Source organism: Micromonospora musae (assembly GCF_003626545.1).
Classification (GTDB): Bacteria; Actinomycetota; Actinomycetes; order Mycobacteriales; family Micromonosporaceae; genus Micromonospora; species Micromonospora musae.
The window spans coordinates 13845-37315 of the sequence record NZ_RAZS01000017.1; the positions used below are offsets into that span (position 1 = coordinate 13845).

Here is a 23471-nt window from a genome sequence, read left to right on the forward strand (position 1 = left end):
GAGGATCATCAGCAGGCAGCCGAGCCCACCGCCGAGCGGGCGGACCTCCACATTGCCGATTCGCACCGCAATCCCTCCGTCGGGCGCTTCGTCGTCGACCGGTTCACAGTTCGCGCAGGCGGGGCAGGAGCTGTTCCTGAGCCCAGTCCAGGAACATCGGCTGGCGGTCGCCACCCACCTGGACGAGGGCCACGTGGGTGTAGCCGGCCTCGACGAAGGCCCGGAACGCCTCGACGTGCCGGTCGACGTCCGGACCGCAGGTGATCCCCTGCGCCACGTCCTCCTCGCGGACGAACTGGGTGGCGGCGGCGAACGACCCCGGGTTGGGCAGGTCGGGCATCACCCGCCATCCCATCCCGAACCAGCGGAACTGCTCGTGCGCGAGCTTGCGGCACTCGGCCTCGTCCGGGCCGTAGCAGACCATCAGCTGGCCGTAGCGGTTGCGCCCGCCGCCGCCCGCGTCCTCGTAGAGCTGGATGATCTGCGGATCCGGCTCGGTGGCGATGAGGCCGTCGCCGTACTCGGCGGCGAGGCTGGCCGACTGCGGGCCGGAGGCGGCGACCGCCATCGGCACCGGGGTCTCCGGGCGGTCCCAGACGTACGCGTCGGGCACCTCGAAGTGGTTGCCGGTGAAGGTCAGCGTCTCGCCGTTGAGCAGCGGGCGGATGATCTGCAGCGCCTCCTCGAACATCTCGTGCCGCTGCTGCACGTGTGGCCACTCGCCGACCACGTGTTCGTTGAGGTTCTCGCCCGCGCCGAGGCCGAGGGTGAACCGGCCGTCGGAGAGCAGCCCGACGGTGCTGGCCTTCTGGGCTACCACGGCCGGGTGGTAGCGGCGGAGCGGGCAGGTGACGAACGACATCAGCTCGACCCGACTGGTGGCGTGCGCCACCGCGCCCAGCACCGACCAGGCGTACGGGGAGTGGCCCTGCGAGTCCAGCCAGGGGTAGTAGTGGTCGGAGATCACCAGCTGGTCGAAGCCGGCCGCCTCCGCCCGTATCGCGTGGTCGACCAGCTCCTTCGGCCCGGCCTGCTCGCACAACAGGGTGTAGCCAACGCTGACCATGTGGCAGCCCTCCTTACCCACCGGCGGATCATCCCCGGATACCCGGTCGGGCCGGGATCAACCCTACGTTCCGGTTTGGGGTGAATCGCCGATCCGGGTCAGTGAGCGCCGTTCAGGTTCACGATCACCACCCCCGCGATGATCAATGCGATGCCGACAAGCTTCACCGCACCGACCGGTTCACCGAGGAAGACCGCGCCGATCGCGACGATCGTGGCGGTCCCCAACCCCGACCAGAGGGCGTACGCGACGCCGACCGGGATCTGCTTCACCGCCTGCGACAGCAGCACGAACGCCAGCCCGTAGCCGCCGAGGCAGGCCAGGGTCGGCCAGAGCCGGGTGAACCCCTCGGTGGCCTTGAGCAGGCTGGTGGCCATCACCTCGGCCGCGATCGCGATGCCCAGCAGGACGTACGCCATGTCGTACCTCGTCACTCGTCGTTCGGTGCGGTCTCCACCGTGGCCAGCCGGGCGGCCCGCATGGTCAGGTACCGCTGCTCGGGCAGGCTGTTCGTCCGGCCCGCCGCCGCCCGGTAGTCGGCGACCGCGCGGTCGCGCTCGCCCGCCATCTCGTACAGGTGGGCGCGGGCGGCGTGCAACCGGTGGTGCCCGGCCAGCCGGGGATCGTCCGCGAGCCCGGCCAGGGCGGCCAGGCCGGCTTCCGGCCCGTGCACCATGGCGGTCGCCACCGCGCGGTTGAGCGCCACCACCGGGCTGCCCGACTGCCGTTCGAGCACCTCGTACAGGGCGAGGATCTGCGGCCAGTCGGTGCGCTCGGCCGAGGGCGCCTCGTCGTGCAGCGCGGCGATGGCGGCCTGGAGCTGGTACGGCCCGACGGGCCCGCGGGGCAGCGCGTGGGTGACCAGCGCGACGCCCTCGGCGATGGCCGTCGCGTCCCACCGGCTGCGGTCCTGCTCGGCCAGGGAGATCAGCTCACCCGACGGCCCGGTACGCGCCGGGCTGCGCGCCTCGGTGAGCAGCATCAGCGCCAGCAGCCCGGCCGTCTCGCTGTCGTCGGGCAGCCGCTCGTGCAGCGCCCGGGTCAGCCGGATCGCCTCCGCCGAGAGGTCCACCCGACGCAGCTCCGGCCCGGCGCTGCTGGTGTGCCCCTCGGTGAGGATCAGGTAGAGCACGTGCCGGACGGCGGCCAGCCGCTGACCGCGGTCGGCGTCGTCGGGCATCCGGAACGGCAGGCCGGAGTCCCTGATCCGCTGCTTGGCGCGGCTGATGCGCTGCGCCATCGTGGCCTCCGGGACCAGGAACGCGTGGGCGATCTCGGCGGTGCTCAGGCCGCCGACCGCACGCAGCGTGAGCGCGATGGCCGAGGTGGCGGAGAGCGCCGGATGGCAGCAGAGGAAGAGCAGGATCAGGGTGTCGTCCCGCTCGGCGAGCAGCTGCTCGTCCGCGGCCGGGGCCGCCCGCCGGTCGTCCGGCTCGCGCCGCGCCACCAGCTCCTCCCGGCCGCGCCGGGCCGTCTCCGCGCGGACCAGCTCGATCATCCGCCGGTACCCGACCTGGATCAGCCAGCCACGCGGGTTCGTCGGCACCCCCTCGTCCGGCCACTGGGCGGTCGCGGCGAGCAGCGCCTCCTGGACGGCGTCCTCGGCGGCGGCGAAGTCACCGAAGCGCCGGGCGAGCACGCCGAGGACCTGCGGCGCCAGCTCGCGCAGCAGGTCCTCGGTGCGTCGGTCGATGGTGGCCAGCCGTCACAGCTCCTGCGGCGGGGCGGACATCACCGGGTGCACCTCGATCGGCATGTTCAGCGGGCGGCCACCCGGGCCGGGGGCGGTGGAGATGAACGCGGCGATCTCCGCGGCCCGCCGTGGGGTCTCACAGTCGACGATCCACCAGCCGGCGAGGAACTCCTTCGTCTCCGGGAACGGCCCCTCGGTCACCACCGGCACGCCGCCCTCACCGGCCCGGACGATCCGGGCCTGCTCCGGGCCGCCGAGCCCCTCACCCTGCACCCACTCCCCGTCCGCCATCAGCTTGGCGTTGACGTCGCCCATGAAGGCGATGTGCGCCTGGATCTCCTCCGGCGTCCACGTCCCGATCGGGGGAAACTCGGTCCCGGCGGCGCTGAACTGCATCAGCAACATGTACTTCACGGTCGGCTCCTCACGCCTGCGCACCTCATTCTCGGTGCTCTCACCCTGAGGTAGAAGCAGCGGCCCGCCGTCTCGACATGCCCGGCCGAGATTCTTCGAAAAAAATCAGTCGACCGCGCTGACCTCCAGCAACAGCGCCTGCTCGGGGTGCAGGGCCGGCAGTTGCACGCCCACGCTGCCCAGCGCGGCCCCGGTGAGCGTCACCCCGGTCGGCAGCCAGCCCGGCTCGGTCCGCTGCATCGTCGCCGGCGCCGGTACGCCCTCGGCCGGCCGCACCGTGTAGCGGCGCCGCCGGTCCAGGCCGGGCAGCCGGAGCGCGCCCGGAACCTGGGCCACGGAGGTGGTCAGCCGGCTGACCGCGTACACCGCCCGGGAGCCGTCGGGGGCGACCACGCCGTGCGCCCAGACCGCCGGATCGGGGTGGTCCACCCGGACCGTACGGCCGGTGTGCAGCAGCGGACGCAGCCGCTTGTGCAGCGCCACCCAGGCGGCCAGCTCGGCGCGCTGCGCCGGGCTGATCGAGGCGATGTCCCACTCGATGCCGTAGTGGCCGAAGAACGCCACCGCGGCCCGGAAACCGAGATCGTGCACCCGGTTGGTGGTGTGCGAGCGCTCCGGGCCGATGTGGCTGCCGACCAGCTCCGGCGGGAGCAGCAGCCCCGTCCAGCGCTGGATGGCCAGCCGCTCCAGGGCGTCGTTGCAGTCGCTGGCCCAGACCCGGTCCGTACGGGCGAGGATCTCCAGGTCGACCCGGGCACCGCCGGAGGCGCAGCTCTCGATCTCCACGCTCCGGTGGCGGCGGCGCAGCTCGTCGAGGAGGCGGTAGACCGCCTCGGTCTGCGCGTGCACCCCGGGCCGGCCGTGGTGGCCCGCCTCGGCGAGGTCCCGGTTGTGGTCCCACTTCAGGTAGCTGATCCCGGGATGCTCGGTGAGCAGCGCGTCCAGCCGCTCCAGCAGGTACGCGTACGCCCCGGGCTGGGCCAGGTCGAGCACCTGCTGGTTGCGCCACGACAGGGGCAGCCGTCCGGGGGTGGCGAGCACCCACTCGGGGTGGTCGCGGAACAGGTCCGAGTCCGGATTGACCATCTCCGGCTCGACCCAGAGACCGAACTGGAGCCCGAGCTTGGTGACGTGCTCGATCAGCGGGTGCAGGCCGTCGGGCCAGACGCCCTCGTCGACGTACCAGTCGCCGAGCCCGGCGGTGTCGGCGCGCCGGCCCCGGAACCAGCCGTCGTCCAGCACGAACCGTTCGACGCCGACCTCGGCCGCCTGGTCGGCGAGCGCGCGCAGCCGGTCCAGGTCGTGGTCGAAGTAGACCGCCTCCCAGACGTTGAGGGTGACCGGTCGCGGGGTGCGGGGGTGCCGCGGGCGGGCCCGCAGGTGGGTGTGCAGGACGTCGCTGAGCCCGTCCAACCCGGTGTCGGACCAGGCCGCGTAGAGCAGCGGCGTGGCGTACGACTCGCCGGGGCCGAGCACCACCTCGCCCGGGGTGAGCAGTTCGCCGCCACCGAGCGTCGCCGTGCCGGTGGGGCGCCGCTCGGCGAAGGTCACGTGGTCGCCGCTCCACGCGGTGTGCACCGCCCACAGCTCGCCGCTGCCGAAGCCGAAGCCGGCCGTACCGGCGACCAGGAGCAGCGTGGCGTCGTGGCCGGTACGCCCGTGCCGGCCCTCCCGGACCCAGGTGCCCACCGGCCACGGGTGCCGCTGCGGTGACCGCTCCCGGCACCACCGGCCGGTCAGGTCGAGCAGTTCGGTGGCGACCGCCGGCACCGGCAGCACCGGCGTCAGCTCGCGCAGCTCGTACGGGCCCGCGCCGTCGTTGCGCAGCCGGTGTCGCAGCAGCACCAGCCCGGTCGGGTCCAGGGTGAGCTCGACGGTCAGCGACAGCCCCGCGTCGGGGTCGCCGGCGTGCACGTCGACCCGGGCGGGCGCCGCGACGTCCGACGGGTCGTCGACGTCCAGCCGGTCCAACCGGAACGCGGTGGACCAGTCGGCGCGGTCGCGGTGCCCGGCCAGCGCCGGCCGGCCGCTCCAACCGGCGCTCGCCTCGGGCAGCAGGGAGAGCACCGTCGGGGCGTCGAAGCTGCTGGGCACCACCGGCGGCACCGTGGCGTCGGCGAGCTGGCGCAGGCCGTCGTCGTCGAGGTCGCCGACGTCGCCGCCCCAGTGCACGAGCCGGGGCAGCCCCGGACCGCGCGCGTCGAGCACCAGGCTGGTCCGCGCGCGGCGCAGGTGGAGAACGCTCATCCCTTGCTGGCCCCCAAGGTCAGGCCCCGGACGAAGTGCCGCTGGAGCAGGAAGAAGATCACCAGAGTAGGGATCGCGACCAGCACGCTGCCGGCCGAGACCAGGTTGTTGTCGGTGAAGAACTCGCCGCGCAGGTTGTTCAGCGAGCTGGTCACGGGGAACTTGTCGCCGGTGCGCATGAGCACCGTGGCCCAGAAGAACTCGTTGTAGATCCAGGTGACCTCGAGCGTGGCGAGCGCGGCCAGGGCCGGCCGGCACAACGGCATGGTCACCTGCCAGTACTGCCGCCAGATGCTCGCACCGTCGACCATCGCGGCCTCGTACAGATCGCGTGGCAGCGCCTTCATGTAGTTGCTGAGCACGAAGACGCAGAAGCCGCACTGGAACGCGACGTTGATCAGGATCAGGCCCCAGTAGCTGTCGTAGAGCAGCTCCGAGTCGCTCATGAACTCCGGCAGCGGCACCTGCGTGAAGAGCCGGAACAGCGGGATGAGCAGGGCCTGCTGGGGGAGCAGGTTGGCCGCGGTGAAGAGCCCGAGCAGCACCAGGTTGATCTTCCAGCTGAACCGGGCGATGACGAAGGCCACGCAGGAGGCGAGGAAGAGGGTCAGCAGCACCGCGGGGACGGTGATGTAGACCGAGTTGAGGAAGTGCTTGCCGAACTCGGCGGTCTGCCACGCCGTGACGTAGTTGTCGATGGTCCAGCCGCCGAACGAGACGTACCCGTGGCTGGCGGTGTACTCGTACGACCGCAGCGAGGTGAGCACGGCCCAGAGGACCGGGAAGAGCCAGCCGATCGCCACCGCGGCGAGGAAGACGTGCAGCACCACCCGCTGTGGGGTGGGGCGGCGGCGTGTCGGTCGGGCCTGTTCGGCGGCCGGTGGCCGCGTCAGGGTACCCGTGCTCATCGGTCCTCCCCCCGCATCACGGTGACCAGGTAGATGGTGATGAAGACCAGCGACACGACCAGCATGATCGTCGCCAGCGCGGAGCCGAAGCCGATTCGGCTCGCCTCGCCCACCACGTTCTGGGTGACCAGGGCGGAGAGCAGCTCCAGTCCGTTGCGTCCCTTGTTGACGACCCAGACCAGGTCGAACGCGCGCAGCGACTCGATCACGGTGACCACCAGGACGATGATGTTGATGGGGCGCAGCACCGGGAAGATCACCCGGAAGAAGCTCTTCGCCTCCGAGGCGCCGTCGACGGCCGCGGCCTCGCGCAGCGACGGGTCCACGCCCTTCAGCCCGGCCAGGTAGAGCAGCATGATGTAGCCGACGTGTCGCCAGCCGGAGGCGAGCATGACCGCCCAGATGTTCACCCCCGGGTCGCCGTACCAGTCGACGTCGGTGCCGAGCACCGCGTTGAGCAGGCCCTGGTCGCGGGAGTAGATGAGCTGCCAGACGAAGCCGATGAGCGCCAGTGAGAGCACCACCGGCAGGTAGAGCGCGGTCTGGTAGAAGCGGCTGCCGCGCAGCTCCTTGTCGAGCAGTACGGCCAGGAACATGCCGAACGGGGTGGCCACCAGGAAGAGCGCCGCGAGCCAGAGCAGGTTGTGCTGCACGGCCGGGACGAAGGGCGGGTAGATGGTCAGCACGTCGCCGTAGTTGCGTCCGCCGACGAAGTCGATGTCGGCCAGCGGGCCGATGCCATCCCAGTCGGTGCCGGAGAGCACCACGGTGGCCAGCGCCGGCAGCCATACCAGGGCGGTGACCAGCAGCAGTGGAATGAGCACCATCAGCGTGATCACCACGCGGTCGGTGCCGGACAGGAGCCGTAGCCGGCGGCCGCGACCACGGTTGGTGGTCGCGGCCGGCGGTTCCACGGCGCGATCCGCTTGGATCAGGGGCAGGTCGGACACGATGTCCTCCCCCTCTCGCCGTCAGCTCGTGAAGATCGACTTCTTCTGGTTCTCGATGCTGTTCGTCAGCCCGTCGATGTCCTTCGGGTCCTTGATGAACTGCTGGAGCGCGGGAATGATCACCGTCGAGGCGAAGTCGGGACGGGTGTCCCGGTCGAGGAACTGGGCGATCTCGGTGGCCGAGCCGACCAGTTCGGCCGCCTTCTTCTGCAGCGCGCTGTAGCCGCTGGTGTCCGCGGCGGTGTTGGCGACCAGGGTGCCGGGGTCCGTCTTCACGGCGATGTTCGCCGCGTCCACGCCGCCGATGTACTCCAGCAGCTTCTTGGCGTTCGCCTCGGACTTCGGCTTGCGCGCCATCATGTAGCCGTCGATCGGGGCGTCCAGCGCCTTGGCGCCGATCGCCGGGTCGATCTCCGGGAAGGTGAAGAAGTCGATGTCGTCCTGCTCGTCGGCGTTGAACTGCTGGGCGACGAAGAGGCCGAGCAGGTACATGCCGCTCTTCTTCTGCTGCAGCGACTGGGCGGCCTCCTGCCAGGTGCGGCCCAGGGCGTCCGGCTGGTGCAGCGGCAGCAGCCCGGCCCAGGTGTCGAAGACCTTCTTCACCTTGTCGGAGGTCCAGGACTCCTTGCCGGCCATCAGGTCGATGTGGAACTGGTAGCCGTTGATCCGCAGGTTCAGGATGTCGAAGGTGCCCATCGCCGGCCAGCCGTCCTTGTCGGCGAAGGCGATCGGTACGAGGCCGTCCCGCTTCATCTGGTTCGAGAGCGTGGTCAGCTCGTCGAGGCTCTTCGGCACCTGGTAGCCGTGCTGCTGCCAGACCGACTTGCGGTAGAAGACCGCCCACGGGTAGTAGGAGAACGGCACGAAGTACTGGTTGCCGTCGTCGCCGGTGGAGGCCTTCTTGAAGGCGTCGGAGAAGCCGGAGAGCTTGCCCCAGACGTCGGAGACGTCGCCGGCCAGGCCGCGCTCGGCGAAGAAGCGCATGCGGTACCCGGCGAACCAGGTGAAGGTGTCGTCCGGCTTGCCCTGCAGGTAGTTGTTGATGTTCTCCTGGAACGTGTTGTGGTCGACGGTGTTGATCGCGACCTCGACGCCCGAGGCGGTCTTGAAGGCGCCCGAGAGCTTGGCGAGCACGTCCTTCGGCGTCGGGTCGGACGCGTTGGAGCCCATCGACACCGTCTTGGCGTCGGACCCGCCGGAGTCGGAGCCGCCGCAGCCGGCGAGCAGCCCCGTGCCGAGCAGGGAGCCCGCGCCGGCCGCCCCGGCCAGCAGCGTGCGGCGGTTGACGCCGGCGACGGAGGACGGTACGAGTCTGGCCAGGTATTCGGCCTGGGTACGGGGACGGGACATGGTTCCTCCTGCGGATGAAGAGGTGCGCTGCGCCCTTGGGTCGGGGGTGGGGTGGGTGCTCGTGATCGCACACTGGATCCACCGCGAATCCACATTGGTGAACACGAACTGCCAGTGGCGCCTCAAGCTACCCGCCCCGCCGCCGCTGTCAAGAGGGCAGCAAGGGATCGATAACTCAGTCGTGACGGGGCTGTTATCAGGTAAACGTTGGAAATGTTTCTATGTTGGAATCTGTTGACTTGACCGATCGATAAGGGCACGCTCTGCTGCCATGCGGCGATGGCAGGGCGACCGGATCTTCTTCGGCGGCGACTACAACCCCGAGCAGTGGCCGGAGGAGACCTGGGCCGAGGACGTCCAACTGATGCGCCGGGCCGGGGTCAACCTGGTCTCGGTCGGGATCTTCTCCTGGGCCCTGCTCGAACCGACCCCCGGGCGGTACGAGTTCGGCTGGCTCGACCGCGTCCTCGACCTGCTGCACGACGGCGGTGTCGACGTCGACCTGGCCACCGCCACCGCGAGCCCACCCCCGTGGCTGGCCCACGCGCACCCGGAGACGCTGCCCCGCCGGGCCGACGGCGCCATTCTCTGGCCGGGTGGGCGGCAGGCGTACTGCCCCAGCTCCCCGATTTTCCGCGAGCGCTCACTCGCGCTGGTGGAGGCCGTCGCCACCCGGTACGCGGAGCACCCCGCCGTGGTCATGTGGCACGTCTCGAACGAGCTCGGCTGCCACAACGTGCACTGCTACTGCGACGTCAGCGCCGAGGCGTTCCGGAGCTGGCTGCGGGAGCGCTACGGCGACCTGGACGGGCTCAACGCCGCCTGGGGCACCGCCTTCTGGAGCCAGCGGTACGGCGACTGGGCCGAGATCAATCCGCCGCGCACCGCGCCGACCTTCGCCAACCCCACCCAGCAGCTGGACTTCCTGCGCTTCTCCTCCGACGAGCAGCGCGCCCAACTGCGCGCCGAGCGGGAAGTGCTCGGCCGACTGGTCCAGCGGCCGGTCACGACGAACTTCATGATCGGCACGGGCGTCAAGTACCTCGACTACCACTCGTGGGCCGCCGACGTGGACCTCGTCGCCAACGACCACTACCTGACCGCCGCCGACCCGCGGGCGCACGTCGGGCTGGCGCTCGCCGCCGACCACACCCGCGGTGTCGCCGGGGGAGACCCCTGGCTGCTCATGGAGCACTCCACCAGCGCGGTGAACTGGCAGCCGCGCAACATCGCCAAGACCCCCGGCCAGCTGCGCCGCAACAGCCTGGCGCACGTGGCCCGGGGCGCCGACGGGGTGCTCTTCTTCCAGTGGCGGGCCTCCCGGGCGGGCGCGGAGAAGTTCCACTCCGCGTTGGTGCCGCACGCCGGACCGGAGACCAAGGTGTTCCGCGAGGTCTGCCGGCTCGGCGCCGACCTCGGGGCGCTCGCCGAGATCCGGGGCAGCCGGGTCGACGCCGAGGTGGCGATCCTCTTCGATTACGAGGCGTGGTGGGGCGTCGAGCTCGATTCGCACCCCAGCGTCGACGTCACGTACGCCGACCGGATGACCGCCCTCTACGACTCGCTCTGGCGGGCCGGGATCACGGCCGACGTCGTACCCCCCTCGGCCGACCTGGACCGCTACCGGCTGGTCCTGGTGCCCACGCTCTACCTGACCCGGGACGCCGACACCGCCGCGCTGCGCCGGTTCGTCGAGTCCGGCGGCACCGCCCTGGTCACCTACTTCAGCGGCATCGTCGACGAGAACGACCACATCCGGCTGGGCGGCTACCCGGGGGCGTTCCGCGAGCTGCTCGGCGTACGGACCGAGGAGTTCTTCCCGCTGCGCGAGGGGGAGCGGGTCCGGCTCGACGACGGCAGCACCGCCGACGTGTGGACGGAGTGGCTGCACCCGGAGGGTGCCGAGGTGCTCTCCTCGTACGCCGACGGGCCGCTGCCCGGCGTGGCCGCGGTGACCCGGCACCCGGTCGGCGCGGGCGCCGCCTGGTACGTCGGCACCCGGCTCGATCAGCCGGCCACCGACCGGCTGGTCGCCCGACTGGTGGCCGAGTCCGGCGTCCGGCCGGCCGCCGCGGCGCCGGCCGGTGTCGAGGTGGTCCGCCGCCGCGACGGCGAGCGCAGCTGGCTCTTCGTCCTCAACCACACTGACGACGCGGCACGGCTCTCCGTCACCGGCGTGGACCTGCTGACCGGGCTACGGTGCGACGGTGCGCTGGTGGTGCCGGCCGGCGAGGTCGCGGTGGTCCGGGAGGACAGCGCCGCCACGACGGACTGAACCACGGCTGGCCGAAGGAGGTTGACCATGCTCGCCCAGCAACGGCAGAGCGCCATCCTCGATCTGATCCGGCAGTCCGGCGGCGTGCGGGTGAGCCAGCTGGTGAGCCGGTTCGGCGTGTCGGACATGACCATCCGGCGGGACCTGGAGGTGCTGGCCGAACGCGGCCTGGTGGACAAGGTGCACGGCGGCGCGACGCTGGCCGGCCCGGGCTCGGCCGACGAGCCGGGGTTCGCCGCGAAGTCGATCCGCCAGCAGGCGGAGAAGCGGGCCATCGCCCGGCGGGCGGCCACCCTCGTCGAGCCGGGCATGGCCGTCGCCCTCTCCGCCGGTACGACCACCGCCGCGCTGGCCCGGCTGCTCGCCGAGGTACGCGGCCTCACCGTGGTGACCAACTCGATCCCGGTGGCCGACGCGCTCTACCAGGAGCCCCGCCCCGACCAGACGGTGGTGCTGACCGGCGGGATCCGTACGCCGTCCGACGCGCTCACCGGTCCGGTGGCCGAGTCGGCGATCGCCTCGCTCAACGTCGACCTGCTCTTCCTCGGTGTGCACGGGATGAGCCCGCGGACCGGCTTCACCACGCCGAACCTCCTCGAGGCGGGGGTGAACCGGTGCCTCGTCGGCTCGGCCCGCCGGCTGGTGGTGCTCGCCGACCACACCAAGTGGGAGACGATCGGGATCGCCACCATCGCCCCGCTGGAGGCGGCGGACATCCTGGTGACCGACTCCGGCCTGCCCGCCGACGCCCGCGCCGCCATCGGCGAGCAGGTCGGGGAGCTGGTCGTGGTCGACGCGGATTAGACGCGCCGACCTCGCTTCACAGGGACCTCACAGGGCTTCTGGATAGGGTGCGATCGAGCTACGTCCGGCTCCACGGTGGAGCCCTCGACGGTCGCACGGGAGTTCCGATGGTCTTCAAGAAGATGATGAGCGCGTTCGGTGTGGGCGGCCCCAGCGTCGACACGGTGCTGACCAACCCGAACACCCGCCCCGGTCTGAGCCTGGACGGGCAGGTCAACCTGGTCGGCGGGGAGACGCAGGCGAACATCGAGCAGGTGGTGCTCAGCCTCGTCACCCGGGTCGAGGTCGAGGGGCACGACACCGAGTACGCGGGCACCGTCGAGTTCCACCGCATGGTGGTCAGCGGCCCGCTGGAGTTGGCGCCGAAGCAGCAGCTGGCGATCCCGTTCCAGCTGCCGGTGCCGTGGGAGACGCCGATCACCGACGTCTACGGCCAGCGGCTGCGCGGCATGACGATGGGCCTGCGTACCGAGCTGGCGATCGCCCGCGCGGTGGACAAGAGCGACCTGGACCACGTCGCGGTGCACCCGCTGCCGGTGCACGAGCGGATCCTCGACGCGTTCCAGCGCCTCGGTTTCCAGTTCAAGAACGCCGACCTGGAGCGCGGCCAGATCTACGGCGTGCAGCAGACGCTGCCGTTCTACCAGGAGATCGAGTTCTTCGCCTCCCCGCAGTACGCGCAGACGGTCCGCGAGGTCGAGCTGACCTTCGTGACCAACCAGTACGGCGTCGACGTGGTGCTGGAGTGTGACAAGCGGGGCGGCTTCCTCAGCTCCGGGCAGGACAGCTACGGCCGCTACCAGGTCGCGCACGCCGACGCCGACCGGCTCGACTGGCAGCAGGTCGTCGACGGCTGGCTGCGTGAGACGACCTCGCGCTACGGCAGCATGCACGCCGGTGGCTTCGGGCCCGGCCCGGTCGGTCACCACGGGCACGGCCGCGGGCGCGGACCCGGCATGGGCGGGATGCTCGCCGCCGGTGCGCTCGGCGTCGCCGGCGGGATGATCGCGGGGGAGATGATCGAGGACGCGTTCGAGGGCGACCTCGGCGAGGACTTCGGCTTCGACGAGTAACCGCGCCCGCTCGACCGCGACGCGCGAAACGGCGGCCTCCGGGACCAGGTCCTGGAGGCCGCCGTCCGTAGGAGGCGTCAGCGCCTACCGGTGCGCCGCTCGCTCAGCGACCGCTTCGGCGACCCGGCCTTCGACAGGCCGCGGCTCACCAGGTAAGCGGCGGTCAGAACGGCGAGGATCCACCACGACTGGACGGGGTTGTTGAGGTTCAGCCCGTTGGTGTCCGAACCACCCCAGAACGCGGCGATCACCACACCCGCCATCACCACGGCGTAGATCCAGAACTCGGTGGTCAGGAACGCCTGCTTGGTCTCGGTGCCGGTCTGCGGCATCGGCTCCCGATGTCCGTCGCTGACCATCGGCATCGGACGGGTCGGCGTCTCCTGCATGGCCTGGCGGTTCTGGATGTCCGAAGCCGGCCGGTTCATCGGCCTCGTGGATGCAGCCTGCGTGCTCATCTTGTCCTCCTCAGGATGCGATGAGTCGTGCGCTCCCCCGCCCCGCTACCGCGTTTCGGCCACGGCACGGTTTCGGTCTCGTGGCGGGGACCCAACCGACTACCCGAGGCCCGGGGAGAGGTAACGCCGACGGCCGGAATCCGTGGGACCGGCGCCGGTGGTGCCCGGGTGGGCACCACCGGCGGGGTACTCAGCGCAGGCCGTTGCGGACCGCGACGCCGACCAGCAGCTGCGGGTCGTCGGTGATGATGCCGTCCACGCCGAGCTCGATGACGCGCTGCATCACCGAGGCGTCGTCGATGGTGTACGGGATCACCTTCAGCCCGTCGCGGTTCTGCAGGGTCCGCACGTCCGGTCCGTGGAAGTACGCCGGGTTCTCGCGCAGGTACCAGTCGGCCGAGGCCACGGTGCCCTGGGCCGGGTCGTGCACCTGCCAGTTGGCCGACACCGTGCCGGCGCCGACGGCCCGGGTCAGCTCGCCCAGGTCCTGGTACTTCCACCAGTCCAGCCCCGCGGTCCACGGGCTCTTGACCTTCGGGTTGCCGTACACCGCCTGCAGCGAGCACTCGTCGGCGAGGCTGGTGCACTCGGCGGGGCCGTACTGCCAGACCAGCGCGACCGTCTCGACGCGCTTGTTCAGCTGCCGGGCGTAGGTGATGGTCCGCCAGTCGAAGGACTGGATGGTGACGCGGTCGACGAACCGGGCCTGCTCGATCGCCGTCACCAGCTTGCGGGTGAAGCTGCGGTACGGCTCGGTGTCGTCCACCACCGGGCTGATCTTGGTCTCGATGTTCATCCGGACGTCGTCCCGGCCGCTCCGCCTCACCAGCGTGAAGACCTCGTCGAGGGTGGGGATGCGGGCACCCGGGGCGGGCACCTGCTCCGGCAGCTCGGGCAGGGTCTTCGTGCCGCAGTCGATCGTCTTGATCTGCGCGAGGGTCAGCTCGTGCACCAGCTTGCCGACGTACGGGAACTTCGGGTCGCCCGGGCGGGTCGGGGCGGTGTCGACGCAGTGCGAGCCGTTGATGGCGCGGTCGTGCAGCACGACGAGCTTGCCGTCGGAGGTGACGCCGGTGTCGAGCTCCAGCGTCGAGATCGCCTTGTTCGCCAGGGCGTTGGCGAAGGCCGGCAGGGTGTTCTCCGGTCGGGTGGCCCGGCCGCCCCGGTGCGCCTGGATGTCGAACGGCGAGGCGTACGCCTCCGGCAGCCGGTAGCCGCGCTGCGCGAGCAGGCCGCGCAGCCGGTCCGGGTAGTCGGTGATGAGGCCGTCCACACCGTCGTCGATGAGCTTCGCCATGGTCGGCACGTCGTCCACCGTCCACGGGATCACCTTGATGCCGTAGCGGTGGGCCCGCGCCACCATCTCCTTCGTGACGTACGGCTTGTAGTCGGGGTCGGTGACCATGCCGTTCTGCGGGAAGCCGTGCACGGGCGAGAACGCCGTCGCGCCGAAGCTGCGGATCGCCTTGATCGGGTCGCCGCCGAAGGTGTCGATGTCGAGGCCGCCCAGCCACGGCGAGGCGCCCGGCTGACCGGTCTGGAGGAAGTCGTAGTTGGTGAGCGCCACCAGCGGCAGCCGCGGCTCGACCTGACGCATCCGCATCAGCGCGCCCCAGTCGAAGCTCTGGATCGTCACCTGCTTGAGCAGGCCGGCGCGGCGGATCTCGGCCGCGGTGACCTGCACGAACTGCTCCCGAGGCGCGGTCTCGGTCGGCGCGCCGGCCTCCACCTTGGTCTCCACGTTGAGCTTCACGTCGTCAGCGTCGTACCGCTTGACCAGGTCGAAGACCTCGCGTAGCAGCGGCATCCGGGCGCCCGGCACGGCGAGCTGGCCGGGCTTGTCGGCCAGCGTCTTCGAGCCGCAGTCGAGGGTGCGCACCTGGGCCAGGGTGAGCGTGTTGACGTACTTGCCGGCGTAGGGGAAATCCGGGTCGCCGGGCGTCACCGGGGCGGTGTCGACGCACTTCGCGCCGCTGATCTTCCGGTCGTGGGTCACCACGGCCTGCCCGTCCTCGGTGATCTGCACGTCCAGTTCGAGGGTGCTGACCCCGAGCTGGAGGGCGTTGCCGAACGAGGCGAGCGTGTTCTCCACCCGCAGCCCGAGGCCGCCCCGGTGAGCCTGCAGGTCGAACGTCCGGTCCGGACGCGGCTTCGCTGCGGCGGGCGCCGCGAGCCCGGTCGTCACGGTCGCCACCGCAAGGGCCGCGATCGCGATACGGCGTACTGTGCGCACGCTGTCACTCCTCCTCCAGCGGGTCCCTCCCGCCGGTCGCCGGTCAGCATGGGCAGCGGTGGCGGCGCGAAGGCGGACGGCGGGAAACGCACGGGTTAACCGGTAGGGACGGTGTATGTCCACGTCGTCGATGGCTGGGTGGTTCCGCGTGACGTCTCCCCGGTCGACGCCGACCGGGGCGGGTGTCCGGCGCGGCTGCTGCCCGGTCCGCCCGTGGCGTTTGACGTGGCCGGCGAGGGGCACGCAGGGAGACCGACGTTTCTGCGAGGTGGTTGACGTGCGTGAGGACGACATGCGGCAGGAGGCCGCCCGGCGGGCCGAGGAGCGCATCGCCGGCGGGATCTACGGCAAGGGCGCCGTCGACGAGGTGACGGTGCCCCGCACCGACGTGCAGCGGGAGATCCAGGAGGTCGACCCGGACGACCCGGCGCACGCGCACTCCGATCCGAGGATGCTCCACGACGGCGGCCCGGTCGCCGGGCAGGGCGCGGTCACCACGACGGGCGGCACCGCCGGCCCGGCCAGTGCGCGGCGGGTGGCCCGGCAGCCGGAGCGGCACCGCGGCAAGGTGGCGCCGACCACGACGGGCGACGCGACCACGGGCGGCATGAGCACCCCGGAGGGCGGCTCCACCAGCGACCAGTCCACCGTCGCGAGCGGCCCCGCCAAGTCCGTAAGGGACCGGGGCGGGTTGTGACAGAACCATGACATGACGCGGACGGTCTCCGGACCCGGCGCGGCGACGCTGGTCGGATGCGACCGCCATCACCGTCCGTCTCCGCGACGCCGCTGCATCCTCCGGTGCGGCCGGTGCCCGTCCGGGGGTCCGTACCCGCCGGACGGGCGCCGGCCGCCCGGTTTTTCCGGGCCGGGCTCGGGTTCCTGCTCGTCTTCGCACTGACCGCCGTGGCCTTCGTGTGGACCGCGCCGGGGCAGTGGCTCGACGGCGGGTTGCTGCCCCGGGCGGAGCGGGGCGGCGGCTACGAGCAGCCGACCGGGCTGGTCGATCCGGCGAAGGACGTGCTGGCCTGGTTCGGTGACCCCCTGGTGCTGGGTCTCCTGCTCGGCGGGGTGCTGCTGGTGAGTGCGTTCACCGGTCGGATCCGGGCGGGGCTGGCCGGTACGGCGGTGTTCGGCGTCGCGGTGCTCGGGGCCGGGCTGGCCAAGCAGGTGATCGTCCGGCCGGACCTCGCGGTGGCGACCTCGACGACGCACAACAGCTTCCCCAGCGGGCACGTCGCCGCGGCGATGGCGCTGCTGCTCGCCGTGCTGCTCGTCCTCCCCGCCAGGGCCCGCTGGTGGGTCGCGCTGCCGGGGGCGGTGGGCGTCTCCATCGTCGCCGCGGCGACGATGGTGGCGGGCTGGCACCGGTTCAGCGACGTCGTCGGCGCCGTCCTGCTGGCGGCGGCGCTCTTCTGTCCGGTCGCCGCCGCGCTGGCCCGGCCCCGGATCCGGGCCGGTAGCGGTGTGGTCGGCCCGGTCGATGTCGCACTCGGGCTGGTCGGCCTGCTGGCGGCGCTGCCCCGGCTCTTCCGGGACGCCGGCGGGCTCTTCGTCGCGATCGCGGGTGCCGGCGGGCTCGTCCTCCTGGTCGTCGTCACCGTCCTGGTTGTGGTGGATCCGGTGGAATTCGGCGGATCCGGCGCGACCGCACCTGAGGCGGACGGCTACGGACCGGATCGACGATCGGAGCCAGCGAGAATGATCAACAGAGCAACTTCGGCGGGAATGCCATAGTTGAGGCCATGTCCCGGGTGTTGCTGATCGAGGACCACCAGACCGTACGCGACGGCCTCCAGTTGGCGCTCTCCCGCCAGGGCCACACGGTGGACGCCGTGGCGACCGGCGAGCAGGGCCTGGCCCGCCTGCGTACGACCACCGCCGACGTCGTCGTACTCGACCTCATGCTGCCCGGAATGGACGGGTTCGAGGTCTGTCGGCGGATCCGGTCCACCGGTGACCTGCCGATCATCATGCTCACCGCCCGCAGCGACGACATGGACGTGGTGGCGGGGCTCGAGGCCGGTGCCGACGACTACGTGGTCAAGCCCGTCCAGCCCCGGGTGCTCGAAGCGCGGATCCGGGCGGTGCTGCGCCGGACCGGTGGTGAACCCGGGCCGTCCGGCACGGAACCGGCGGTCGAGCGGCACGGCGGGTTGACGATCGACCGGGCGGCGCTGGTCGTCACCAAGAACGGGGCACCCGTCGGCCTCGCCCCGACCGAACTCCGCCTCCTGCTCGAACTCTCCGGCACGCCCGGGCGCGTACTGAGCCGACAGCAGCTGCTCGAAGCAGTCTGGGAACACGCCTACCTCGGTGACTCGCGGCTCGTCGACGCCTGCGTGCAGCGGCTGCGCGCCAAGCTCGAGGACGACTCCGCGGCGCCGGTGTACGTGCAGACCGTGCGCGGCTTCGGCTACCGGTTCGGTCCGCTGTGATCCGGCCGGGTGCGGGAGCCGTCGCAGGGGAGGCCCGGTGAAGGGGCTGTGGCGACCGACGGGTCTGCGGCTGCGGCTGCTGCTCGCCTTCGCCTCGCTCGGCCTGACCACCACGGCGGTGGTCGCGGGCGTCAGCTACGTCCAGGCCCGCAAGGTCATCCTCCAGCAGGCCCAGGACTCGGCCGTGATCAGGCTGAAGGAGCAGGTCGCCCAGGTCACGCCGCTCCGGAGCCTGCCACCGACCCAGGGCGACCTCAGAAAGATCGCCGCGGACCTCTCCGACGGCGACGAGAGCGCGCTTGTCACATACCACGGCAGCAACGCCGGCGACGAGCAGCTCTCCGCCGCGCTCACGCCGCAGCTGCGGGCGGCGGTGAGCAGCGGCCAGGTCGTCTGGCAGCGACGCGCGACGGACGGGCACCCCTACCTCTTGATCGGCACGCAGCTCATGCGGACCAGCGACGAGGGCGATCGGTACCCCTCCGGCCTGGAGGTCTACCGCCTGCACAGCCTGGACGCCGAACAGGCCAGCGTCGACCGGCTCGCCAGCCTGGCCTGGCTCACCGGTGGGCTGTCGCTGGTGCTCGCCGTCCTGCTCGCGCTGATCGCCGCCCAGGGCGTGCTACGGCCGGTCCGGGAACTCGGCCGGGCCGCCCGCCGCCTCGGTGACGGCGACCTCAGCACCCGGCTCGCCGTGCGCGGCACGGACGAGCTGGCCGGCGTCGCGCGTACCTTCAACCACACCGCCGAGCGGCTGCAACGGCAGGTCGACGAGCTGCGCCGGTTGGAGGCGGACGCCCGGCGCTTCGTCGCCGACGTCTCGCACGAGCTGCGTACGCCCCTCACGGCGATGACCGCGGTGACCGACGTGCTCGACGAGGAGGCGCCCCGACTGCCCGGGGACGCCGGACGGGCCGCCCGACTGGTCAGTCAGGAGACGCACAATTTGACCCGGCTGGTGAACGACCTCATCGAGGTCACCCGGTTCGACTCCGGCACGGCGGCGCTCGCCCTGGACGAGGTCGACGTGGCCGAGGCGGTACGGGCCACGCTGCGTGCCCGGGGCTGGACCGATCAGGTGAGCACCGACCTGCCGCCGGGCACGCTGGCCCGACTCGATCCGCGCCGGCTGGACGTGATCGTGGCCAACCTGGTCGGCAACGCGCTGCGACACGGCGCCCCGCCGGTGTCGGTGTGGTTGCGCGCCGACCCGGACTGGATCGTCCTGACCGTCGGCGACCGCGGCCCGGGCCTCGACCCGCAGGTGCTGCCGCACGTCTTCGACCGGTTCTACAAGGCGGACAGTGCGCGGAGCCGGTCCGAGGGCAGCGGGCTCGGCCTCGCCATCGCCTGGGAGAACGCCCGCCTGCACCGGGCCGGCGCCGCTCGCGGCAGCCTGGCGGCCGGCAACGATCCGGCCGGGGGCGCGGTGTTCACGCTCCGACTGCCACGGAACCCGCTGGACCCGCAGTGGCCCGACGCCGCCCGCGCCGGGGTGACCGGGGGACGGCCGTGACGGGCGTCCGGCGGCGCGCGCTGCTGGTCGCCCTCTCGCTGCTGGCGCTCGTCGCGGGCTGCGGCGTACGCCCGAGCGACGTCATCACCGGCGGCCCGGCTCCGATGGGCCCGGCCCGGGGGACGGGCCTCTTCTTCGTGACGAAGCAGGGGCTCACGCTGGTGCTGCGCCCGGAGACGCCACCCGGCTCGGTCGACGCCGCCCTCGCCCTGCTGCTCGCCGGACCGGTTCCCGCCGAGCGGTCGCAGGGCTACCGGAGCGAGATCCCGGTCGAGGTCGGAATCCGGACGACGACGACCATCGCGCCGTCGGGTACGACGGTGTGGCTCAAGAGCGCCATCGGGGCGCTGCCGGAGACGGCGGTCGACCAGATCGTCTGCACGGCGCGGTACGCCGCCCCGGACGGCGCACCGGCGACGGTCACGCTCGCCGGCCTGGACGGCAGCCGCGGGCCGCTGACCTGCGCTCACCCCGCTGTCGTCGCGCTCGACCGCTGACCGGGCTCACGACGCGGGGACGGTGCCGCGGGCACCGGCGATCAGGATGTCGAGCAGGTCCGGGAAGGCGATGCCGGCCTGTGCCCAGATCCGCGGGAACTGCGAGGCGCTGGTGAAGCCGGGGAAGGTGTTGACCTCGTTGACCACCGGCTCCGCCGGATCGCCGACCCAGCCGTCCCCGTCCCCGCCCGCGCCGCCGCCGTTGCCGTTCGGGCCGTTGCCGTTCTGGTCGCCCCCGTCCGCGCCGTCGCCGGTCGCGGAGCCCTGGGCCGGTCCGGGGTCGGGGAGGAAGAGGTCCACCCGGAGCAGCCCACGGCAACCGAGCGCGTGGAACGCCCGGATCGCGCGATCCTGCACCAGCCGGGTGGTGGCCGGGTCCAGCTCGGCGGGGATCTGGAAGACCGCCCCGCCGTCGTACTTGGCCGAGTAGTCGAAGAACGCGGACGTCGGCGGCACGGTGATCTCCAGGGGCGGGCCGGCCTCGATCCGCCCGTCCGGATGCTCGAGGACGGCGACGTCGACCTCGCGTCCGGGTACCGCCCGTTCGACGAGGACCTTCGGGTCGGCGCCGCGGGCCAGCAGGAGCGCGGTCGGCAGCTGCCACCACTCGTCGACGCGGGAGACCCCGATGCTGGACCCGGCCCGGGCGGGCTTGACGAAGACCGGCAGGCCCAGCCGGCGCTGGTCGGCCCGGGAGAGGAACTCGCCGGGGCCCAGCGTGACCCCGGCCGCCACCCGCAACCCCGCGGCGCTGAGCAGCTTCTTGGTCACCGCCTTGTCCATGCCGGCCGCGCCCGCGAAGACCCCGTTGCCGACGTACCGGACGCCCAGCCACTCCAACATCGACTGGACGCTGCCGTCCTCGCCGTAAGGGCCGTGCAGCGCCGGGAAGACCACGTCCTGGGCGGCGAGCACGGCCAGGGCGGCCGGCAGCGTGACGGGTTCGCGATCGACCTGCCACTGGCCGTCCCGGCCGATGAGGACCTCGGTGACCTGGTACGCCTCCCGGTCGAGGTGGGCGAGGATGCTCGCCGCCGAGCGGCGGGAGACCTCGTGCTCGCTGCTGCGTCCGCCGTACAGCACCGCCAGCCGGATGCTCATGCCCTCGCTCCGTCTCTCTTCACGAGGGCGAAGCTGCCAGCGCCATGTCCGGGCCCGGTCCGCAGACTGTCACGACCGGGTAACAGCCGTCCTACGCCGCTACCGCGCCCTCACCCTCACCTCCGACATCCGCTGCGGGGCGCAGGACGCCGAGGCGTTGGGTGGCGCGGGTGAGGGCGACGTAGAGGTCGCTGCGCCCGCGCGGCGACTCCGCCACGATCCGGTCGGGGTCGACCACCAGCACCGAGTCGAACTCGAGCCCCTTGGCCTGCGCCACGGTGAGCACCACGACGCGGCTCTCCAGCTCCGGATGCTCGCCCAGGGCCGCCTCGGGCAGCGCCGTGGTGAGCGCCGCTCCCAGGCCGTCGACGAGGCCGGCCGGCACGATCACGCCGAGGCGACCCTCGTCCAGCGCGGCGGACTCCCGGGCCGCGGCGTCGACCAGCTCCATGGCCAGCCGGTCCGCGTCCACCCTCCGGTCCCACGGGGGTACGCCGCTCTCCCGTACGGAGCGAGGTGGCCGGAGCGTCGGGTCGATCTCGGTCAGCAGGTCGGCGGCGACGGCCATGATCTCGGCGGGGGTGCGGTAGCTGACGGTCAGCTCGGTCAGCCGCCACCGGCCGGCCACGTACGGCTCCAGCGCCTCCCCCCAGGATCGGGTGCCGGCGAGCGCGCCGGTCTGCGCCACGTCGCCGACGATCGTCATCGACCGGCTCGGGCAGCGGCGCATCAGCAGGCGCCAGGCCATCGGGGAGAGCTCCTGCGCCTCGTCCACGATGACGTGTCCGAAGGCCCACTTCCGGTCGGCCGCCGCACGCTGCGCGGTGGTCAGCCGGTCCTCCTCCTCCTGCCGCTCCAGCAGCCGCTCGGCGTCGATGAGGTCGGTCACGCCGAGGATCTCGCCGCCGTCCGCCTCGTCCTCCACATCGATCGAGCGGGAGCCCCGGGCGATCTCCAGCACGCCCTCGGCGTACTCCCGCTGGAACGAGCGGATGCGTTCGCGCAGCGCTGCCGCCTCGCGCTCGTCCTCGCCGAGCAGCTCGGCGGCCTCGTCGAGCAGCGGCACGTCGGCCGGAGTCCAGCCGCCCGGCTCCCGGTGCAGCAGGGTCCGCTCGTCCGCGGTCAGCATCGGGGCGGCGGTGGCGATCCGGTCCGGGTCGGAGTACAGGTCGGCGAGGAGACGCTCCGGGCTGAGCACCGGCCACAGCTCGTCCAGCGCGGCCTGGATGCCCGACTCCTCCCGCAGCTCGCGGCGGATCTCGGCGCGGTCCGCCTCGTCGAGCAGGTTCTCGCCGCCCAGCGGGTCCGCGCCGATGCGCTCGGCCACCTGCTCGGCGAGGGCGTGCACGATCTCGAGGTCGAAGAGCCCCCGGGCCAGGTTGTGCGGACGGCCGGAGCGGCGGGCGCGTTCCCGCGCCGCCCGTACGGTCTCCGGGTGCAGGGTCAGCGTCTCCCGCTCCACCTCGATCTCCATCGGCTCGTCGGGTACCCGCTGCCGGTCCCGCACCGCGGCGGCCAGCACCTCGACCATCGCCGCGCGGCCCTTGAGGGCGGCGGCCGCGGCGGGCTCGGCCCGGCGGGCCTGCACGCCGGGGAAGAGATCTGCCTGGGTACGCAGCAGCACACCGGTCTCGGCCAGCGCCGGGAGCACGTGGGAGATGTACCGCAGGAACGTGGCGTTCGGGCCGACCAGCAGCACGCCCCGGGTGGAGAGTTCGCGGCGGTGCGTGTAGAGCAGGTACGCGGCCCGGTGCAGCGCGACAGCCGTCTTGCCGGTGCCCGGCCCACCCTGGACGACGAGCACGCCGGGCAGGTCGGCACGGATGATCTTGTCCTGCTCGACCTGGATGGTCTCGACGATGTCCCGCATCCGACCGCTGCGCCCGGCGTTCAGGGCCGCCAGCAGCGACGCCTCGCCGGTCAGCTCCTCGTGCGCGTCGGGGGAGGCGCTGTCGATGTCCAGTACCTCGTCGTTGAGGCCGGTCACCTTCCGCTGCCGGGTACGCAGGTGCCGTCGGCGCAGCACGCCCTGCGGGTTGGCGGCGGTGGCGAGGTAGAACGGGCGGGCCGCCGGGGCGCGCCAGTCCATCAGCAACGGGTCGTAGTCGCCGCTGGTGTCGAAGATGCCGATCCGGCCGACGTAGCGGCGGGAACCGTCCTCGCCGTCCAGCCGGCCGAAACAGAGCCCGTTCTCGACGGCGGAGAGCTGCTCGACCTGTTCGGCGTACATGCGCACCGAACTGTCGCGCTGGGAGCGGGCCTGGAGGGTGCCGCCGGTTGTCCGCAGCTCGTCGGTGAGCCGGTTGGCGGCCTGCTCACGAAGCTCGTCGAGGCGCTGGTAGAGAGCGGAGACGTACTCCTGCTCCCGGCCGATCTCGTCGTCGAGCGGCAATTCACCGGTACCGCCGGAGTGCCTTGACAAGCCGTCTCCCTAAGAATTAGAATGAC

The 23471-nt window shown here is 72.1% G+C and carries 20 protein-coding genes; 8 read left to right on the forward strand and 12 right to left on the reverse strand.

Annotation, left to right across the window (positions count from 1 at the left end):
• Positions 1-103: 103 nt before the first annotated feature.
• From D7147_RS30765 to D7147_RS30800, 8 genes are all read right to left on the reverse strand, one after another.
• A complete protein-coding gene (locus D7147_RS30765) occupies positions 104-1066 on the reverse strand; it encodes a TIGR03557 family F420-dependent LLM class oxidoreductase (protein ID WP_120684040.1) in 963 nt (320 codons plus the stop codon).
• A gap of 98 nt (positions 1067-1164) precedes the next feature.
• Positions 1165-1485: a DMT family transporter gene (locus D7147_RS30770; RefSeq protein WP_120684042.1), complete on the reverse strand. Its 321-nt coding sequence runs from the start codon at positions 1483-1485 to the stop codon at positions 1165-1167.
• Between the two features lie 11 nt (positions 1486-1496).
• The gene (locus D7147_RS30775) at positions 1497-2705 is read right to left on the reverse strand and encodes an RNA polymerase sigma factor (RefSeq protein WP_233563589.1); all 1209 of its coding nucleotides are present in this window, start codon (positions 2703-2705) and stop codon (positions 1497-1499) included.
• 66 nt (positions 2706-2771) lie between these two features.
• Positions 2772-3164 (reverse strand): YciI family protein, encoded by a 393-nt coding sequence (locus tag D7147_RS30780; protein WP_233563602.1) that lies wholly within the window; start codon positions 3162-3164, stop codon positions 2772-2774.
• A gap of 114 nt (positions 3165-3278) precedes the next feature.
• Positions 3279-5420, reverse strand: coding sequence for an alpha-galactosidase (locus D7147_RS30785; RefSeq protein ID WP_120684047.1), 2142 nt, complete (start codon positions 5418-5420; stop codon positions 3279-3281).
• Entirely contained in the window at positions 5417-6328 is a 912-nt protein-coding gene (locus D7147_RS30790; protein WP_120684049.1) for a carbohydrate ABC transporter permease, read from the reverse strand. Before D7147_RS30790 ends, D7147_RS30785 begins: the two co-directional genes overlap by 4 nt.
• Positions 6325-7278 carry a carbohydrate ABC transporter permease gene (locus D7147_RS30795; protein WP_120684051.1) on the reverse strand — a complete coding sequence of 318 codons (954 nt, stop codon included), beginning with the start codon at positions 7276-7278 and terminating at the stop codon, positions 6325-6327. Before D7147_RS30795 ends, D7147_RS30790 begins: the two co-directional genes overlap by 4 nt.
• 21 nt (positions 7279-7299) lie before the next feature.
• Positions 7300-8628 (reverse strand): ABC transporter substrate-binding protein, encoded by a 1329-nt coding sequence (locus tag D7147_RS30800; RefSeq protein ID WP_120684053.1) that lies wholly within the window; start codon positions 8626-8628, stop codon positions 7300-7302.
• A 271-nt stretch (positions 8629-8899) separates the two neighbouring features.
• Between D7147_RS30800 and D7147_RS30805 the strand changes: the two genes are divergently transcribed.
• The 3 genes from D7147_RS30805 to D7147_RS30815 all read left to right on the forward strand — a co-directional run bounded on the left by D7147_RS30805 (position 8900) and on the right by D7147_RS30815 (position 12780).
• Positions 8900-10903 carry a beta-galactosidase gene (locus D7147_RS30805; protein WP_120684055.1) on the forward strand — a complete coding sequence of 668 codons (2004 nt, stop codon included), beginning with the start codon at positions 8900-8902 and terminating at the stop codon, positions 10901-10903.
• 27 nt (positions 10904-10930) lie between these two features.
• Positions 10931-11707, forward strand: a complete 777-nt coding sequence (locus tag D7147_RS30810; RefSeq protein ID WP_120684057.1) for a DeoR/GlpR family DNA-binding transcription regulator — start codon at positions 10931-10933, stop codon at positions 11705-11707.
• A 107-nt stretch (positions 11708-11814) separates the two neighbouring features.
• Positions 11815-12780 (forward strand): sporulation protein, encoded by a 966-nt coding sequence (locus D7147_RS30815; protein WP_120684059.1) that lies wholly within the window; start codon positions 11815-11817, stop codon positions 12778-12780.
• A 77-nt stretch (positions 12781-12857) separates the two neighbouring features.
• Here the strand turns inward: D7147_RS30815 and D7147_RS30820 are convergent, their stop codons facing one another.
• Both D7147_RS30820 and D7147_RS30830 read right to left on the reverse strand, forming a co-directional pair.
• Positions 12858-13238: a hypothetical protein gene (locus tag D7147_RS30820; RefSeq protein ID WP_120684061.1), complete on the reverse strand. Its 381-nt coding sequence runs from the start codon at positions 13236-13238 to the stop codon at positions 12858-12860.
• A gap of 190 nt (positions 13239-13428) precedes the next feature.
• Positions 13429-15471 carry a glycerophosphodiester phosphodiesterase family protein gene (locus tag D7147_RS30830; protein WP_120684063.1) on the reverse strand — a complete coding sequence of 681 codons (2043 nt, stop codon included), beginning with the start codon at positions 15469-15471 and terminating at the stop codon, positions 13429-13431.
• 277 nt (positions 15472-15748) lie between these two features.
• On the opposite strand from D7147_RS30830, the gene D7147_RS30835 reads away from it, so the two are divergent.
• From D7147_RS30835 to D7147_RS30855, 5 genes are read left to right on the forward strand one after another with little or no spacing between them, the layout of a single operon-like run.
• Positions 15749-16168, forward strand: coding sequence for a hypothetical protein (locus D7147_RS30835; RefSeq protein WP_120684065.1), 420 nt, complete (start codon positions 15749-15751; stop codon positions 16166-16168).
• A gap of 56 nt (positions 16169-16224) precedes the next feature.
• Positions 16225-17208 (forward strand): phosphatase PAP2 family protein, encoded by a 984-nt coding sequence (locus D7147_RS30840; RefSeq protein ID WP_147437471.1) that lies wholly within the window; start codon positions 16225-16227, stop codon positions 17206-17208.
• 8 nt (positions 17209-17216) lie between these two features.
• Complete coding sequence (locus D7147_RS30845; RefSeq protein ID WP_120684069.1) at positions 17217-17909, forward strand: response regulator transcription factor; 693 nt, start codon at positions 17217-17219, stop codon at positions 17907-17909.
• A gap of 37 nt (positions 17910-17946) precedes the next feature.
• Entirely contained in the window at positions 17947-19425 is a 1479-nt protein-coding gene (locus tag D7147_RS30850; RefSeq protein WP_120684071.1) for a sensor histidine kinase, read from the forward strand.
• Positions 19422-19922 carry a hypothetical protein gene (locus D7147_RS30855; protein ID WP_199716490.1) on the forward strand — a complete coding sequence of 167 codons (501 nt, stop codon included), beginning with the start codon at positions 19422-19424 and terminating at the stop codon, positions 19920-19922. The genes D7147_RS30850 and D7147_RS30855 overlap by 4 nt, the downstream gene beginning before the upstream one ends.
• A 6-nt stretch (positions 19923-19928) precedes the next feature.
• Here D7147_RS30855 and D7147_RS30860 read toward each other — a convergent pair whose 3' ends face one another.
• The gene (locus D7147_RS30860) at positions 19929-21023 is read right to left on the reverse strand and encodes a D-alanine--D-alanine ligase family protein (protein WP_120684073.1); all 1095 of its coding nucleotides are present in this window, start codon (positions 21021-21023) and stop codon (positions 19929-19931) included.
• Between the two features lie 91 nt (positions 21024-21114).
• Positions 21115-23445 carry a HelD family protein gene (locus D7147_RS30865; protein WP_120684075.1) on the reverse strand — a complete coding sequence of 777 codons (2331 nt, stop codon included), beginning with the start codon at positions 23443-23445 and terminating at the stop codon, positions 21115-21117.
• Positions 23446-23471 lie beyond the last annotated feature (26 nt).